Genomic DNA, 17124 nt, shown 5'->3' on the forward strand with positions numbered 1-17124 from the left:
TCGCCGGGCTCTGAGCTGAAAGGCTCATTTCTCTTTTCATCCACGAGGTAAATCATGGATATTGTGATCGATACCGTCATGTTATCGAGGGTTCAGTTCGCCCTGAATATCAGCTTTCATATCTTATTTCCAACCATCACTATTGCTCTGTGTTGGGCCTTGCTGTTTTTTAAAATTCGTTTGCACCAAACCGGAGATGAGGTTTGGATGCGCTGTTATCGTTTCTGGGTAAAAATCTTTGCTCTGACGTTTGCCCTAGGTGTGGTTAGTGGTATTACGATGTCCTTCCAGTTTGGCAGCAATTGGCCAGGCTTTATGGCTCGGGTGGGGAATATTGCCGGTCCGCTTTTGGGATACGAAGTGCTCACCGCATTTTTTCTGGAAGCGACCTTTCTGGGAGTCATGCTGTTCGGCATTGATCGGGTTTCCCCACGCATGCACACCATCGCTACGGCGATTGTTGCTTTAGGTACAACTGCTTCGGCCTTTTGGATCCTGGCGCTGAATTCCTGGATGCAAACGCCTACCGGCTTTGAGTTGAGGGATGGAGTGGCATTTCCAGTGGATTGGTGGGCCGTAATTTTCAATCCTTCGTTTCCGTACCGTTTCTTTCATATGTTGCTGGCTTCTTTGATTACGGCCTGTTTTCTCTTAATGGGGGTATCGGCGTATCGCTTATTGAAAGGCGATCACAAACCGGCGCCAAGAATTACGCTCCGGTTGGGCGCGCTGGTAGCGGCGATCGCTTTGCCGGTTCAGATTTTCGTGGGTGATTTACATGGTTTGAATACCTTTGAACATCAGCCGGCCAAGGTGGCCGCAATGGAAGGTGTTTGGGAAACCGAGCGCGGCGCCAGCCTGTTGTTATTTGCCTTGCCGGATGAGGAGGCGCGGGAAAATCATTTTGAGGTGGGTATTCCCAATATGGCCAGTTGGATTCTCACCCATGAAGCGGATGGTGAGATCAGAGGGCTGAATGAGTTTAGAGGTGCCCACCCACCCGTGGCCCCAGTGTTCTGGAGTTTTCGGGTTATGGTGGGTTGTGGGCTCTTAATGTTGCTCATCTCCTGGGTCTTGAGTTGGCAGTTGTGGCGCAAAGGCGAGGCAAGTCCCTATCTTTTGAAAGCCTCTGTGGCAATGACCTTTTCGGGCTGGCTCGCAACCTTAGCCGGATGGTATGTCAGCGAAATTGGTAGGCAGCCTTTTCTTGTACAGGGTGTGCTGAAAACCTCAGAGGCCGCAACGACTCTTCCTGAGGGTAATGTGCTGTTTTCTCTTGTGATCTACGCAACGTTGTATGGTGGATTACTGTGGGCCTATATCCATACGGTTTTTTTGATGGCAAGAAAATCAGCCCGATTGGAAGCGCCGGAGAATTCTGATCGGAATGAAGCATTAGAACTGAAAGCGACAATGACAGGAGCGTAAGGTGAATATTTTGAGTGTTTTGATCGATCCAGCGTATCTTGGGCCCGTATTTATCGGCTTAATGGCGCTTGCAGTATTGGTGTACGCTATTTTGGATGGTTACGATCTTGGAGTAGGCATTGTGCTTCACCGTCATGATGAGGCGATGCGCGATACTCAGATCGCTTCAATTGGTCCTTTTTGGGATGCCAATGAAACCTGGTTGGTCTTGGCAATTGGTCTGATGTTGATTGCGTTTCCCGAGGCATACAATATTTTGCTTCAGGAGCTCTATGTTCCGGCAACTTTGATGTTGGCAGGGCTAATTCTTAGAGGTGTGGCCTTTGATTTTCGGGCCAAGGTTGCGATGGAATATAAGGGCCTGTGGGATCATATTTTCAGAGCGGGCTCTCTGATCGTAGCCCTGTCTCAAGGGTATATGTTGGGGCAATACATTTGCGGTTTTTCTGATGATGCCTTGACGATCGTATTTTCCCTACTGAGTGCGTTTGGTGTGACCGCGGCGTATTCCTACATAGGTGCATGTTGGCTGGTGATGAAAACCGAAGGCGCTTTGCAAAAATACAGTGCTCGGAGCGCGCGCATCAGTGGGGTGTTGATGGCCTCAGGCATTGCCGCTGTTTGTGTCGTGAACCCCTGGATTAATTCGGAAGTGTATGCGCGCTGGTTCAGCTTTCCAAACAATTTACTGCTTTGGGTGATTCCTATCGTCAGTGCGGCTCTGTTTATTTTGTCTGACCAGGTGCTAAAACGCGTTCCCGCTGAAGACGATTACGGCTGCTGGATCCCTTTTGTATTGGCGGTATTGTTGTTCCTGAATTGTTTCCATGGAATTGTGGTGAGCTTTTATCCGGATGTTATTCCGGGGCGTTTGAGTTTATTTGATGCGGTGGCTGCACCGGAAGCTCTGGGCTTTATTTTCTGGGGCGCGGTGATTGTTGTCCCCGTTATTCTGGCGTATACCGCCTATTCCTATCGGGTGTTTTGGGGAAAGGCGACGGCACTGAGGTACTTTTAGTTTGTGTCTGGAATGAGCTGCAGGAAGGGTTAGGGCAGAGTATAACTCTGCCCAGTATGTTTAAATCGCTGAAACGGCTCCGTCGACCGCGATGGCCTGACCAGTCATATAGCTGTTGCCAGGGGACAGAATCAACATCATAGCATTGACCATTTCCTGCACAGTGCCATAACGTTTCATGGGGCAACCCCTGACCAGCATATCTTCCACACCATCTTCTTTCAGCATGCCAGCACCAATATTGGTGGGCGAGAAGAATGGGCAGATGGCATTCACGCGAATATTCTGCTTGGCGTATTCCACGGCGGCGGTTTTGGTTAAACCGATAACGCCATGCTTAACTGCTGCATAGGGAGCCAGTTTTGGAGCGCCGCCAATACCAGCCATGGAACTGACGTTCAAAATAGCACCGCCTTCCTTGAACATGGCGGGAATCTGATGCTTCATGCCGATCATGACGCTCTTCAGGTTAACTTCGTATTGACGGTCAAAAATATCGCCTTGCTGCTCATGAGTCGCCAGCATTTCGTGGCCGATACCGGCGTTATTGACCGCAATGTCCAGGCGGCCGAACTTTTCCAGTGCCGCGTTTACCAATGCCGCACAATCTTCTTCTTTACTGACATCGCATTGCAGTAAAACTGCATTGTCGCCGTATTCGGCACTGGCTTTGTCCAGACCAGGAAGGTTGATGTCACCCAATACCAGTTGGGCACCGCGTTCATGCAAGCCTTTTGCAAGAACGGCACCGAAACCGCTGGCGGCACCGGTGATGATGGCGACTTTGCCTCGAAAATCTAATAGTGAATCCATAATTTGTCTTCTATTTTGGGGGCCAGTTCAGGCTGGCCGTGAAGCTTAATGAGCGCGACTTAAACAATCATGCCGCCATCGACCACAATGCACTCGCCGGTGGTGTAACTGGACGCGTCAGAAACCAAATACAGAACGGTACCGGCCATCTCACGTGGTTCGGCGTGGCGCTTCATTGGAATTTTATCAACGGCCATTTGATAAATTTCATCGTGCGTAAAAAGGGCACCAGCAAACTTGGTTTTGGTCAAACCGGGCAGCAGGGCATTACAGCGAATACCAAATTCAGCGCACTCCCGTGCAAAGGCTTTGGTCATGCTGACAACCGCTGCTTTGGTAATGGAGTAAATGGCCTGAGCAGGGCCTGGGTGAATTGCATTTACGGATGCCGTATTAACAATAGCGCCGCCGCCGTTCTCCTTCATCAACTTGCCTGCTTCAATCGACATGAAGAAATAACCGCGAATGTTCACGTCAACGGTTTTGTTGTAAGCGCCGAGATCGGTATCCAGCACATGGCCAAAGTAGGGATTAGTTGCTGCATTGTTGACGAGAATATCCAGCTTGCCATGCTGTTCACGGATATAGTCGAAGGTGTTGCTGATGTCTTCCATATTGCCCACGTGACAAGCCAACGCTTCAGCGCTTCCGCCGGCTGAAACAATGGCGTCGACCACGTTTTGACAGCCTTCTTTTTTGCGGGAAGTCACCATGACATGGGCTCCTTGTTCCGCCAGCAATTTGGCAATCTCTTCACCGATACCACGGCTTGCGCCAGTGACCAGAGCAATTTTGCCATTTAAGTTAAACAGTTCTGTACTCATTGTTGTTCTCCAAATAATGCGGATGGCATTCTGTTTTGTGCTGGTGTTAAGGCAGCAGTACCATCTTGCCTTTGACCTGGCGGCCCATCACTTTTTCCAAGGCCGATTTGGCGTCGCTTAAAGGAAGGGCTTCATCGACAATGACTTTCACTTTACCTTGCAAGTACCAGCCGAGCAGCTCACGCATATTGTCTGCGAAGTCTTTGGGTTGGTGTGCGGTGAAAGAACCCCAGAAAACACCTACCACGGAATACCCTTTTACCAGAGCGAGGTTGACCGGGAATTTGGGGATTTCGCCGGACGCAAAACCAATAATCAGCAAGCGGCCGTTCCATGCCATACAGCGACTGCAGGCGTCAAAAGCGTCACCACCCACAGTGTCGTAGACAACATCGATGCCCTTGCCATCATTGATGGTTTTGAGTTCGGTCTTCAGGTCTTTCTCTTTGTAATTGATGAGAATGTCGGCACCGTTCTCTTTAGCGAGTTGCAACTTTTCTTCGCTGGAGCAGGCTGCAATCACGGTTGCGCCCATCGCTTTACCGATCTGCACGGCCGCTAAACCTGTGCCGCCGGCAGCGCCAGTGACCAATAAGGTTTCGCCTGGTTGAATATTAGCGCGCTGTTTCAGAGCGTGATGTGCGGTTGCGTGAGCGGTGGTTAAACCAGCCGCCTCAGCGTCACTGATACCATCGGGAATCGGAATAAGATGCGTTGCCGGGCAAAGCGCTTTTTCAGCATAACCACCGAGGCCTACAAAACCAATAACACGATCGCCTGCCTTCACATGGTTCACGCCGTCACCGACTTCGCTGATGACACCCGCAACTTCAGAGCCAGGGGTGAATGGAAAAGGCGGCTTCATTTGATACAAGCCTTGTACCATCAAACCGTCCGGATAATTTACCCCTGCTGCTTTAATATCCAGAACGACGTTACCCGGGCCAGCGGTGGGAGTGTCGACGTCTTCATAACTGAGTTTTTCCAGGGGACCAAATTCATGACATACAATCGCTTTCATTTTCTTATCCTGTTGTTATGGGCGGCTGTCAGGCCTTAGCTTTGGCAATGGTATCCAGTGCGAATTGAGCCATGGGTTTAACATAGGCTCCCATTTGTGCCGCTTTTTTGTTGGAGGCATTTCCGTCTGCAGCGCGCTTGGCAACACCTTGAATAATGGCGGCCAAACGGAAGTAACTGAAGGCAATATAGAATTCCCAGTTGGGAATGGATGCCAAGCCCATTCGCTCACAGTATTGGGCGACGTATTCTTCTTCTGAAGGAATGTTCAAGGCGGCGCGGTCGATGCCCATCAAGCCTTTCATGTCACCGGCTCCTGGCATACGCAGTTGCATGCACTGGTATGCGAGATCGGCGTAGGGGTGGCCCAGAGTGGACAGTTCCCAATCCAGAACGGCAATAATGTTCTGATTGTTTTTGTCGAACATAACATTGTCGAGACGATAATCGCCATGCACGAGAGAGACACGACCATCATCTTCAGGCTGATTATTTTCCAGCCACTCGATCAGTTGATTCATCTCGTCAATTTTTTCCAGCTCAGAAGCGCGGTACTGTTTCGTCCAACGGTCCAGCTGGCGGGCGAAGTAATTCCCGGGCTTGCCATAGTCTTCAAGACCAGCAGCTGTGAGATCGACACTGTGTAAAGCGGCGAGTACGCGATTCATTTCATCGTACATTTTTCCACGTGTGGTGTTGTCGACTTCGGCTAACTGAGCATCCCAGTGCACATTGCCGTCGCAGTACTCCATGATGTAGAACATGGAGCCAATCACCTCACGGTCTTCGCACAGGTGGTATACCTTGGCGACCGGCACATCGCTGTCGGCCAGGGCGGCAAGTACTCGATATTCACGATCGACCGCGTGGGCGCTTTTCAGCAGTTTGCCGGGTGGCTGTCGGCGTAAAACATAAACGCCGGATTCGGCGGTAATTTTAAAGGTGGGATTGGATTGTCCACCGGGAAATTTGTCGGCGCTGATTGGCCCTTTGAAACCATCGATTTGAGATTCCAGATAGCTTGCCAGTTTGACCACATCCAATTGGCTAACGTCTGCCATGGTGATTTCCTCGTATTTTTCTAACGACAAAGCCGGGGCAGGCCCCGGCTGAGTTCTTGCGTCTTATGGTATCAGGCGTGTGCTTTGGCCAGGTTGCGGCCCAGCTGCATCATATGAACCTGATCCGGTCCATCAGCCAAACGCAAGGTGCGTTGGCCAGCCCACATATGCGCCAGGAAGAAATCCTGACTCACTCCGGCAGCACCGTGAATTTGAATTGCACGATCGACAACATCCAGGGCGACGTTCGGTGCGACAATCTTGATCATGGCGATCAGGTCTTTGGCGTCCTTGTTGCCCGCTGTATCCATTTTGTACGCTGCTTTTAAGGTCATCAGACGCGCTTGTTCGATTTGACAAGCAGAGATGGCGATGTCTTCGCGTACTGATTGGTTCTTGGCCAGTGGTTGACCAAAGGCAATTCGCTCATTGGCGCGTTTGCACATCATTTCCAGCGCGCGCTGAGCGGCACCGATCGAGCGCATGCAGTGGTGAATACGGCCTGGTCCCAAGCGGCCCTGCGCAATTTCAAAACCACGACCTTCGCCCAGGATAATATTGCTGACAGGAACACGCACATTGTCGAAGATTACTTCGGCGTGACCTTCTGGAGCATCGTCATAACCGAATACCTGCATCGGACGAACAATATTCACACCCGGCGTTTTTACCGGCACCAGCACTTGTGATTGCTGCATGTGACGGTTGGGGTTTTCCGGGTCGGTTTTACCCATCACGATCATGATTTCACAGCTTTCACGGCAAGCACCGGAAATGTAAAACTTACGACCATTAATGACGTACTCGTCGCCGTCGCGGACAATGGATGTTTCGATATTGGTTGCGTCGGAAGAGGCAACTTCGGGCTCAGTCATTGCGAAAGCAGAACGAATTTTGCCTTCCAGCAGGGGTTCCAACCATTGCTTTTTCTGCTCGGCGTTACCGTATTTTGCGAGCACTTCCATATTGCCCGTATCCGGAGCGGCACAGTTGAACACTTCCGGTGCCCAGGCAACACGACCCATTTCTTCCGCCAGCGGTGCGTATTCCAGATTGGTCAAGCCGCCGGAGTATTCGCCGTAGGCCAGGGGCAGGAAGAAATTCCACAGGCCTTCCGCTTTCGCTTTGGCTTTCAGTTCTTCCATGATCGGTGGAGTTTTCCAGCGATCGGCATTGACCTGCTCGTGAAAAGTGCCTTCATTCGGGAAAACATGTTCGTCCATAAAAGCACGAACGCGTAAAACCAGATCCTTTACCTTATCGCTGTATTCAAAATCCATGGTTCTCTCCAGGTTGTTTTTATGTCAATAAAAATAAGGGTGCTACTTATATCTCGTACGACTAATGGGAATCAGCTGTACGTTACGGCGTCACTTCGACTGACATCGTCCAAGTGAGGAATATTGTTAAAGCTTGCAAGGCGAACACTGCGTGGGCTGAACACAAAGCGGCTCAAGCTTGAATTGATGACCTGCATATTGATGTTCATGACCATATCGTCGCCATAGCCCAAAACGTGCTTCATCGCCATCGCGATGGCTCCGCCAGAACTCACTACCAACACGCGTTGGCCGGAATAATGACTTTGGATAAAGGACAGAGCATCGGCTACACGTTGTTCAAATTCTTCCCAGCTCTCGGGCAGAGAAGCATCCAATTGATGGTTACGCCAAGCTTCCATGGCTCTTTTGAGTACTTTAAAGAAGGGGCGGGCGTCACTCTTGTCGCTGGGCATTTCCTCGGGGTGTTGGCTCAAGTAAGCACTGACCACTGAGTGGAAATCGAATTCATTCAGACCACCGTGTTCAGTAAAACCATCACGGGATAATCCCAGACCTTCACAAATACCCTGGGCGGTCTCGCGATGACGCACGAGTTTCCCGGTAATAATGTCGTCAAAAGGCTTGTCTTGTTGTTGAAAGTATTCACCCAGCCAGCGGGCCTGCTGCCAGCCTAATGGGGACAATTTGTCGTAATTATCCGCTCCGAAGGAGGCCTGGCCGTGACGTACTAACAAAAACTCTGACATATCTCTCCCGAGGGCTTGCGGTTCGTGCTCGATTTCCTGGTTTCCGGCCCCTGATAGGGGACCCAAAAGGTATGAAAAGAGAATATTGAAGTGATTACTATCATTGAAGTTTATTATTTTAATATTGCATTATTAATTATAGTGATTATGATCTAGGGCCTTTTTGAATCGTCTAAAGGGCTGAAAGAACCCATTAGTGCCCCACAGCAAGGTAGATACAGCATGCGTTTAAGCCAGGTGGATCTGAACTTATTTGTCGTTTTTGATGCCATTTACACGGAAAAGAACCTGACTCGTGCGGCCGAAGTTCTGTGTATTACACAGCCGGCGGTGAGTAATGCCTTGAATCGTTTGCGGAAAACCTTCGATGACCAGCTGTTTGTGCGCACACCTGATGGCATGATGCCCACCCCGGTGGCCGAAAACATCGTTGGTCGAGTACGTGAGGCCTTGCAGCTATTGAATATGAGCGTGCAGGAAGGGGACAAGTTCACCCCAGAAACCTCCGAGAAGATTGTGGCTTGCAGTATGAATGACCTGGGAGAGACGCTGATTTTGCCGCCCATTATGTCTCACCTTCAGCGTTTGGCCCCAAATATGACTTTGACCAGTTACTATGTTCCCCGCGAGGATATGGCCAAAGAACTTGCGGCAGGCAGCCTTGATTTTGCCATTGATGTACCTCTCGTTGCTGACAATAACCTGTGCCATGCCCCTCTGAGTGGTGAGGATTATGTTTGTGTGGTTCGGCCTGACCACCCCGCAGTACGCAATGAGCTCAGCCTGGAACAGTATCTGGCACTTGGACACATCAATGTCTCCAGCCGCCGCAAAGGCCAGGGCATTGTGGATCACGCCCTGAATGGCATGGGCTTGAATCGCAATATCAAAGTGCGCGTCCAGCATTATATGGTTGGTGCAAAAATTGTTGCCAATACTGATCTGGTCTGGACCTTACCGATTCGCTTGGCGCGCCAACTGGACTTCAAAATTTTACCTCTGCCTTTTGATGTTCCGGCGCTGAACTGGCATTTGTTCTGGCACAAAAGCGCCGATGATGATCATGCAAACCGTTGGCTGCGGAATTTGTTCTTGCACGGAATTCAGGATGGCATTGCACTGATAGATGAAGTGGAATAGCTTTTCTGATCAACATTTTTAATACGCCTCGCCTCAGGTGTTTGACCCTAATCAGTCACTTGCCCCATTCAAGGACTTGACCAGAGTGGTCAAGCCCTTGTCCGCTTTCGTCAAGATTATTTAGCCGTCAATTCGTAGTATCTCTCTCGAAGCACTCCGCTAAAGCAATAAAAACTGAGTGCCAGGACTGGGCTGCGGCCGTTCACATCTGTCCGTTTGTGACGTTATGTCTCCGATTGCTAATTATTACCTCGCGAATGAAGGAGCGGCGGCCATCGTGCGCCTGTATCTATGAATAAAATAACAAAGACTTTCAAACCATGGCATTTCTGCTCGACTAAAAATGCTTTATCTCTCGCTGTACTGATGGCTTCTGGCAATATTCAGGCTTCTACTCTCGAAGAAGTTGTAGTGACGGCTCAAAAACACGCTCAAGGTGTGAACGATATTGGCATCACCGTGAATGCTTTTACGGGTGATCAGCTGAAGGACAACGGCGTCACGACAGCGGAGGATATTGCGGTATTCACTCCAGGCCTCACCGTGAATGAAACGGCCGCTACCGGTGTTCCGCTATACACCATTCGTGGTGTTGGCTTTCAGGATTATTCTACAGCGGCGTCCTCAACAGTCGGTTTGTATTTGGATGAGGTGGCTATTCCTTATACTGTCATGAGCCGTGGTGTTCTCTTTGATGTCGAGCGTGTTGAAGTGTTGAAGGGGCCGCAGGGTGATTTGTATGGACGAAACACGACGGCCGGGCAAATCAACTTTGTGAGCAAAAAGCCCAGCGACGAATTTGAAGCCGCGATTGACGTGGTCTATGACGATTTGAATGTATTGGATGTGGAAGGGTTTCTAACTGGCACTTTGAGCGATTCTGTCAATGGTCGCTTTGCTTTGAAATCCGTGACGTCAAACGAAGGCTGGCAAAAGAGTCTGACACGCAATGACGAACTGGGCGAGAAAGATCAATTGGCCTGGCGGGCTTTGTTTGATATCACCGTCAACGATTCGCTCTCGGCATTGGTGAACCTGCATTACGTGGACGATCAATCGGATAACCGGGCAAACACCGCTTACGCCGGTACTGATGCGGGTTTGGCGAGTGATTTTGCGGCACCGTATCTTGGCCTCGATCAGTATTTGATTCCTGGAGGGGCCGCGTTTGGACAAACACCGCCCTGGTATTCCCGTGGAGATAATGAAGCCGCTGACTGGACCAATGAATACGTCAGTGAACGTACCGGACAACGCTGGAATTTGCGCCCACGTCGTGACAATCAACTGCGGGGAGCATCGCTCAAACTGGAATGGTCATTGGGTGATATCGAGCTGACGTCGATCACCGCCTACGATGAGTTTGAACGACAGGAAAGCAATGATTGGGATGGCACCGCTCAATTGGATTCGAGCAACATCAACGACACGACGCTCGATGTGTTTTCCCAGGAAATACGTCTGAGTGCACAGAGTGATGATCTGCTTTGGATCGCCGGGGTGTACTATAGCCAGGATGAAATGGAAGAGCAGTACCATTTCTTTATGGCCGACTCCGTGTTTGGTAATGGTTCCATTCCATTTGGAGTGGCGCCCTTTAATGCCGCGCCTATTTTGGAACTGGACACACGCTACACCCAGGAAACCGAATCGGCGGCCGTATTTGGCCATATTGAGTGGAACTTCAATGAGGATTGGCGCCTGACGGCCGGCCTGCGCTACACCCGTGAAACTCGTGATTGGGCAGGATGCACCTTTGATGCCGGGGATGGCAGCTTAGCCAATTTCCTGAATACCAGTTTCGGCACCCGCTTGTCACCCGGCAGTTGTGGCACTATTGACGACGACCCTAATTCAGCCAATTACATTTTTTCCGTTATCGGCACTGATCGTGTGAACGATGCTTTTCACGTATATGAAGATCGTATCGAAACAAAAAAATGGATGGGCAAACTCGGAATTGATTTTGCTATCACGGAAGACTTGCTGTGGTACGCCACCTATTCAAACGGTTTCAAGTCAGGTGGCTTTAACGGTGCTAACTCTAATGCAACTTCCCAGCTTCAACCTTACGGCGAAGAAGAACTGGACGCAGTTGAAACTGGTTTAAAAGCGACCTTGCTGGACAATACCATGCAGTTGAATCTCGCCGCTTTTTGGTACGACTACAGTGACAAGCAGGAACAGGATGTAGCGGTAACCTTCGTAGGCAATATTGCCGGTTTAACCAATGTGCCCCAGTCGCGCATCAATGGTGCGGAACTGGATATGCAGTGGTTACCTGGTGAGGGTTGGACCGTGCAGCTGGGCGTTGCCTATCTGGATACTCTGGTTGAAGAGTGGCAAGCCATTGATCAGCAAGCCAGTGCCTGGCCTACGGTCGTACGTAGAGACGCATCTGGGTTGGAATTGGCGCAATCTCCGGAGTGGACCTACAACGCCACCTTGCAATATGAGTGGGCTTTGCAAAACGGTTATCAAATCGAATTGGGAATGGACTATTCCTATCAGGATGAAACCAGCGGTGGTGTCGCTCCAGAAGCGGCAACGGATGATTATGAGTTGGTGAACCTGCGTGCGGCATTGGTCAGTCCAAATGATCAATGGCGACTGATGGCCTGGGTGCGCAACGCGTTTGATGAATACTACTTTCCCGCAGCTTACCGAGGTGGCAATGGCCCCTATGTCCGCAGTGCCGGCATGCCGCGCAGTGCCGGTATGCGTTTGAGTTATCGTTTTTAAAACCATTTTTCCTTTAATCGGTGGTCTCCTCACTACCGGGGCTGGCCCGCTTTGCGGGCTTTTTTTTAGGAGTACGTATGTTAAGCAAATCTGTGCCGATGCTATTGTTGATCTCGGCCCTCACAACGCTGGGCGCCAACCCTGCCGAAGCGAACAATCAGGCTGTGAACACCCGGTCTGAAAAAAATCATGCCGATCTGATCATTGAAAATGCTCGTATCGTCACGATGAATGCCGAACAGCCAAGCGCAAAGGCATTGGCGATTAAGGATGGGCGTATTCTCGCCCTTGGCGATACAAAAACGATGGCGCCTTTTCTGGGAGCCGGTACGGAACGTGTGGACGCCAAAGGCGCCATGCTGATGCCCGGCTTAAACGACGCGCATGTGCATCCCACCGTGGGCGCTGTTAAAGATCTGTTTGAATGTAATTTTCCATTCACCGCTGAACCAAAAGACATTCAGCAACAACTGCGTCAATGTATTGCTGAACATCCGGACGAGCTCTGGGTTCGTGGTGGACAATGGAGCAGTGATTTTTTTATCAACCACCCAATGGCTTCGCCGAGAGCATTTCTGGATGAAGTCAGTACCGAGAAGGCCATCGCGTTGGTCGACGATGCTTATCACAATGCCTGGTTAAACAGTAAAGCGCTGGAACTGCTGAATGTCGAAAACCAGAAGGTGCCTGGCATGGATGTTCTGCGCGATAAGCAGGGCAGGGCTACCGGGGTACTGATCGAAGCGTTTGGCTTTTTGCAGCAAAGCCTTCCCTGGAGCGATAAACAATATATACAGGCAGCACAGTACGTTAGCCAAATGGCCAACAGTTTTGGGATCACGGGCATTAAAGGCACAGCGATGACCAACCCGGCCGCCGAAGGTTATATCACTCTCGCACAACGAGGAGAGCTCTCATTGAATATGGCGGTTGCCCTGATGACTCCTTATGGCCACCGCGAAAAGGCCTTGGATATTGCGCCGATTTTGAAAAATCGAAGCGCATTAAAACAACGCCAACAAGGCCAGCGCCAGAGCTCGGTACTCAATGTAGACTTCGCAAAAATATTTACCGATGGCGTACCAACCGCGGCGCGAACTGCGGCGATGCTGCACCCGTATACACCTGTGCACGGCAAGCATACTTCTGGCAGCCTGCATGTAGATCCTGATGCTTTAAAAGAAGATTTGATCGCTCTGGACAAAGCCGGGTTCACGGTAAAAATTCACACGGCGGGAGATCGCTCGGTAAGAGTGGCTTTGGATGCGATCGCCGCTGCGCGTAAAGCCAATGGTGATTCAGGCCTGCGTCATGAGCTGGCCCACGCGGGTTATATCGACGATGCGGATTTGCCCCGATTCAAACAGCTGAATGCTGTGGCGGATTTATGTCCCTATCTGTGGAGTCCGTCTCCAATTATCGATTCAGTGGTTGGCGCAGTAGGTAAACCTCGAGGTGAGCACTACTGGCCCATTCGCGATCTGATCAACAGCGGGGCGCCGCTATTGGCGGGCTCAGACTGGCCCGCCGCCGTGCCGAGTATTAATCCCTGGACCGGACTGGAAGCGATGATTACGCGTAAAGATCCGAATGGGCAATACCCTGGCAGTTTGTGGGCTGAGCAGGCCATCAGTCTACAGCAGGCCCTGAAAATCTTTACTATAGATGGCGCAAGGGCTCTGGGAATGGAGGCGGATACCGGTTCCCTGCAAGTGGGGAAGTTCGCCGATATGATTTTGCTCTCCCAGGACTTGACCGCGATACACCCGGATAAGATCAGTGAAACCCGTGTGTTGAAAACCTGGTATCACGGCAAGTTGGTCTATCCACAGCCTTAGGTGTTCGATCAGTGTGAATACCCCCATGTAAAATTGACTTGTGGCGGCTGGGTTCGCACCATAGAATCTTGCTCTTATTAATAACAATAAGAGCAAGAATTATGGCTGTACATAATTCACCGCCACCCAGCAACGCGCTCGCGCAAGCGAGTACTGCCAATGGTGCGGAATCCATCGATATGGAACCTACCTTATCGTCACACTTCATTGTTTACCTGCGTGATTATTTGCTGGATAAGCAATTGCCGTTGGAAGTTCTGGACGAAGTGGCGCATGTTATTGAAGATATTGATGATTCCTCCCAGCTGCCATTGAGTCAGATTACCGAACTCTTTAACCGCGTTGCCGAGCTTGCTGACGACGATTTCCTGGGGCTGAATATTGGTAAACGTTACCACTATGAATCCGCTGGGATGATCATCCTGTTAATGCTGTCGGCGCCTTCGGTAGAGCAGGGCATCTTGGCCCTGGAGCGCTATGATAAACATTTTGATTCAGCCATTAATATCGATTTTAAAGTTCGCACCGGGGAAGCGGTTTTCTCTGTGAATTTGCTGAATCCCAAGCATGTCAAAACCGATCATATCAACGAATACCTGCTGGTATTTCTCGCGCAAGCCTTGAGCATGGCTACTCGTAAGCCTATGCCTTGCAAGGAAGTCTGGTTTGAGCACGCTTCTGATAAGGACATTGCACCGTTGCAAGCGATGTTTTCCTGCCCGGTCAAAATGGGGAAAAGCTGCAATCGTATCGTGTTTGAATCGGATTACCTCAAGGAAAAATTTTACACCTCTAACAGTGGCATGTTTGAAATTATGGGCCAGATGATGCGGGCTTATTCCTTCAGCCATAATGGTGGCGCCACATTTTTGGAGGCGCTCAGTCGAGAAATCGTTCGCCTGAGCAAAGAGGGCCCCCCGTCGCTGGATGAAGTCGCCACAGCCTTAAACATTTCGAGCCGCACTCTGCGCCGACGCTTAGCCGAACAAGGCTACAGCTTTGCGGAAGTGAAAAAACAAGCCCGTGAAAGCCAGGCTCGTTTTTACCTCAATCACACCAATTTGACTTTGTCGGAAATTGCCTTTGAATTGGGGTATTCTGAACTCAGTGCGTTCAGTCGAGCGTTTCGCTCCTGGACCGGCGTGAGTCCCCAGTCGTTTCGAGAGGAAGAGAGTTAGGTTCTGCTGTATGTGTAGGGCTGACTGTCACTGACATTTCACCTGTATTTCACCTTGTGGGCTTACACTGGACCACGAACCCAAACCACCTACGGCGGGAAGTCCTTGAAGATACTGTTGATTGAAGACAATGTGGCTATTGCCAGTCAGGTGATTGAGTTCCTTGGTGCTCAGGGTTGCGAGTTGGATTATGCTGAGCGTGGCCAACAGGGGATCGATCTGGCGCTCAATGACATTTTTGATGTCATTCTTCTTGATTTGAATTTGCCTGACATGGACGGGCTGGCAGTGTGCGAACGCATTAAGAAAGAAGCCGATGTTACGCCTCCGATTCTGATGTTAACCGCCAGAGACAGCTATGCGGATAAAGCCGCTGGCTTTGGTCAGGGCGCGGACGATTACCTGAGTAAGCCATTTGATCTTCGCGAGCTGATGTTGCGTTGTCGTGCTTTGGCCCGTCGCACTCAGCTGCATCGCAGCCAGAGTTTAAACCTGGGGGATTTGCACCTGGACCTGTCTCAAAAGCAAGCCAGCAGGGCCGGGCAAGCACTGGCGCTGACCAGCATCGGTTTCCAGATTTTGACCTTGCTTGTTGAGAGCTACCCCCAAGCTGTTAGCCGCTCTCTCATTAGTCACAAAATCTGGAGCGATTCGCCTCCCGACAGTGATGCCTTGAAGTCTCATATTTATTCTCTTCGCCAAGCCTTGGATAAGCCGTATCCTCAGGCGATGCTCAAAACGGTTATGAACCTCGGTTATAAACTGGAGTTACCCAGTGAAGATGATTAAGAGCATTCGTCAACAAACTCTATTGCTGTTTATTAGTTACACCGTTGGTTTGGGCTTACTGTATTTCGTATTGGCATTGATGGCGGCGTTTGTGGTAGAAGACGAGATTTTGGAACGTCTGCTTAATATCGAAGCCGAGTACATTGAAGCACGTTACGACGACAGTGGTGTGTTACTCAGGCCAAGATTGGCCTACGCAGAAATCTATCCTGACATTGAGTCGCTCCCTGAGTTCGCCCGAACCGCCGTAGCGGACAGGAAGAGCAAGCGTCAGTCGGGCATCGGATCGATTAGCGACAGAGAAATTTTCACTGAACGTGGTGAGCATTATCACTTTCAAATTTTGCATCTGGGTGATGGCCAGCAGGCGTTTTTGCTGGCGGAGGTGTCTCGGTTGCTGGTTGTAAGCAAATACCCTGCGCTACTGAATCTGTTTTTACTGGGGCTGTTCATTACCCTGTTATTGGCCTTGTATCTCGCGTACAAAATGGCTTCTTTTACCAGCAAGCCGGTTTTGCAATTAGCTGAGGCCGTGCGTAACAAAGATGATCTGCCGGTCTTGGACCATGAATTGGGTTACCTTTCCGATACTTTGGATCAAGCCTTCCGCGATGCAGATGATGCTCTGCGCAGAGAGAAAGACTTCAGTCGTGATGTCAGCCACGAATTGCGCACTCCACTGACGGTGTTAAGCAATACGATTACACTGGCTGAAAATCGGCTATTGAATGAGACGGACCTGGATCAGCTTCGCCATATTGATCAGCAGATGCAGCATACGATTGATGTCTTGTTGGCGTTGGCCCGGCGCGAGAATCTCACTTTGGAAGATTGTTATGTGGCGCCTATTCTGGAGCAGGCTGTGATGGATTGCAGTCTGGCGGCGGGTCGCGAGCTGGAGGTACGCATTGAACTTCCCGAAGCCCTAAAGATTCGCGGTAATCCCAGCTTGTTGAGCCTATTGTTTTCCAACCTCGTGAACAATGCCTTATATCACGCTAGCAATGTCAGGCTGAATATCGACAGTGATGGCCAACAGCTTGTGTTTCACAATCTCTCCAATCAACCGCTAGAGGCCGATATTCTTCAGGCTGGAGTGAAGGGTGGGGAGAGCCCGGGAATCGGTCAGGGCCTGTATTTGGTTTCCCGCATTCTAGATGCTTTGGCCCTGGACTATCGAATTGCCCAGGAAGATGGGCAATTTACGGTCAATATTTCACTCTGATTTCACCTCTCGACTCGTA

At 50.4% G+C, this 17124-nt stretch carries 14 protein-coding genes; 8 read left to right on the forward strand and 6 right to left on the reverse strand.

Annotated elements, in window-relative coordinates; genetic code table 11:
• The first annotated feature begins 63 nt into the window (after positions 1-63).
• A complete protein-coding gene (locus tag ABWW03_RS06835) occupies positions 64-1428 on the forward strand; it encodes a cytochrome ubiquinol oxidase subunit I (RefSeq protein WP_353407581.1) in 1365 nt (454 codons plus the stop codon).
• A gap of 1 nt (position 1429) precedes the next feature.
• On the forward strand, positions 1430-2446 hold the full coding sequence (locus ABWW03_RS06840; protein WP_353407253.1) for a cytochrome d ubiquinol oxidase subunit II: 1017 nt from the start codon (positions 1430-1432) through the stop codon (positions 2444-2446).
• A gap of 60 nt (positions 2447-2506) precedes the next feature.
• Here ABWW03_RS06840 and ABWW03_RS06845 read toward each other — a convergent pair whose 3' ends face one another.
• The 6 genes from ABWW03_RS06845 to ABWW03_RS06870 form a co-directional block, all read right to left on the reverse strand.
• A complete protein-coding gene (locus ABWW03_RS06845; RefSeq protein WP_353407254.1) occupies positions 2507-3259 on the reverse strand; it encodes an SDR family NAD(P)-dependent oxidoreductase in 753 nt (250 codons plus the stop codon).
• Between the two features lie 59 nt (positions 3260-3318).
• Positions 3319-4083, reverse strand: coding sequence for an SDR family oxidoreductase (locus ABWW03_RS06850; protein ID WP_353407256.1), 765 nt, complete (start codon positions 4081-4083; stop codon positions 3319-3321).
• A gap of 46 nt (positions 4084-4129) precedes the next feature.
• The gene (locus ABWW03_RS06855; RefSeq protein WP_353407257.1) at positions 4130-5104 is read right to left on the reverse strand and encodes an NADPH:quinone oxidoreductase family protein; all 975 of its coding nucleotides are present in this window, start codon (positions 5102-5104) and stop codon (positions 4130-4132) included.
• Positions 5105-5132: 28 nt separating this feature from the next.
• Positions 5133-6164, reverse strand: coding sequence for a phosphotransferase family protein (locus tag ABWW03_RS06860; protein WP_353407258.1), 1032 nt, complete (start codon positions 6162-6164; stop codon positions 5133-5135).
• Positions 6165-6235: 71 nt separating this feature from the next.
• The gene (locus tag ABWW03_RS06865; protein ID WP_353407259.1) at positions 6236-7444 is read right to left on the reverse strand and encodes an acyl-CoA dehydrogenase family protein; all 1209 of its coding nucleotides are present in this window, start codon (positions 7442-7444) and stop codon (positions 6236-6238) included.
• Between the two features lie 71 nt (positions 7445-7515).
• Positions 7516-8193 (reverse strand): histidine phosphatase family protein, encoded by a 678-nt coding sequence (locus ABWW03_RS06870; protein ID WP_353407260.1) that lies wholly within the window; start codon positions 8191-8193, stop codon positions 7516-7518.
• A 222-nt stretch (positions 8194-8415) separates the two neighbouring features.
• Between ABWW03_RS06870 and ABWW03_RS06875 the strand changes: the two genes are divergently transcribed.
• From ABWW03_RS06875 to ABWW03_RS06900, 6 genes are all read left to right on the forward strand, one after another.
• Positions 8416-9333, forward strand: a complete 918-nt coding sequence (locus tag ABWW03_RS06875; protein ID WP_353407261.1) for a LysR family transcriptional regulator — start codon at positions 8416-8418, stop codon at positions 9331-9333.
• Between the two features lie 411 nt (positions 9334-9744).
• Positions 9745-12075, forward strand: coding sequence for a TonB-dependent receptor (locus ABWW03_RS06880; protein WP_353407262.1), 2331 nt, complete (start codon positions 9745-9747; stop codon positions 12073-12075).
• A gap of 77 nt (positions 12076-12152) precedes the next feature.
• Positions 12153-13913, forward strand: coding sequence for an amidohydrolase (locus tag ABWW03_RS06885; protein ID WP_353407264.1), 1761 nt, complete (start codon positions 12153-12155; stop codon positions 13911-13913).
• Between the two features lie 101 nt (positions 13914-14014).
• Positions 14015-15091, forward strand: coding sequence for an AraC family transcriptional regulator (locus tag ABWW03_RS06890; RefSeq protein ID WP_353407266.1), 1077 nt, complete (start codon positions 14015-14017; stop codon positions 15089-15091).
• A gap of 105 nt (positions 15092-15196) precedes the next feature.
• Positions 15197-15880, forward strand: coding sequence for a response regulator transcription factor (locus ABWW03_RS06895; RefSeq protein WP_353407267.1), 684 nt, complete (start codon positions 15197-15199; stop codon positions 15878-15880).
• Positions 15873-17105 (forward strand): sensor histidine kinase, encoded by a 1233-nt coding sequence (locus tag ABWW03_RS06900; protein WP_353407582.1) that lies wholly within the window; start codon positions 15873-15875, stop codon positions 17103-17105. Before ABWW03_RS06895 ends, ABWW03_RS06900 begins: the two co-directional genes overlap by 8 nt.
• Positions 17106-17124 lie beyond the last annotated feature (19 nt).

The organism is Pseudoteredinibacter isoporae (assembly GCF_040372805.1).
GTDB lineage: Bacteria > Pseudomonadota > Gammaproteobacteria > Pseudomonadales > Cellvibrionaceae > Pseudoteredinibacter > Pseudoteredinibacter isoporae_A.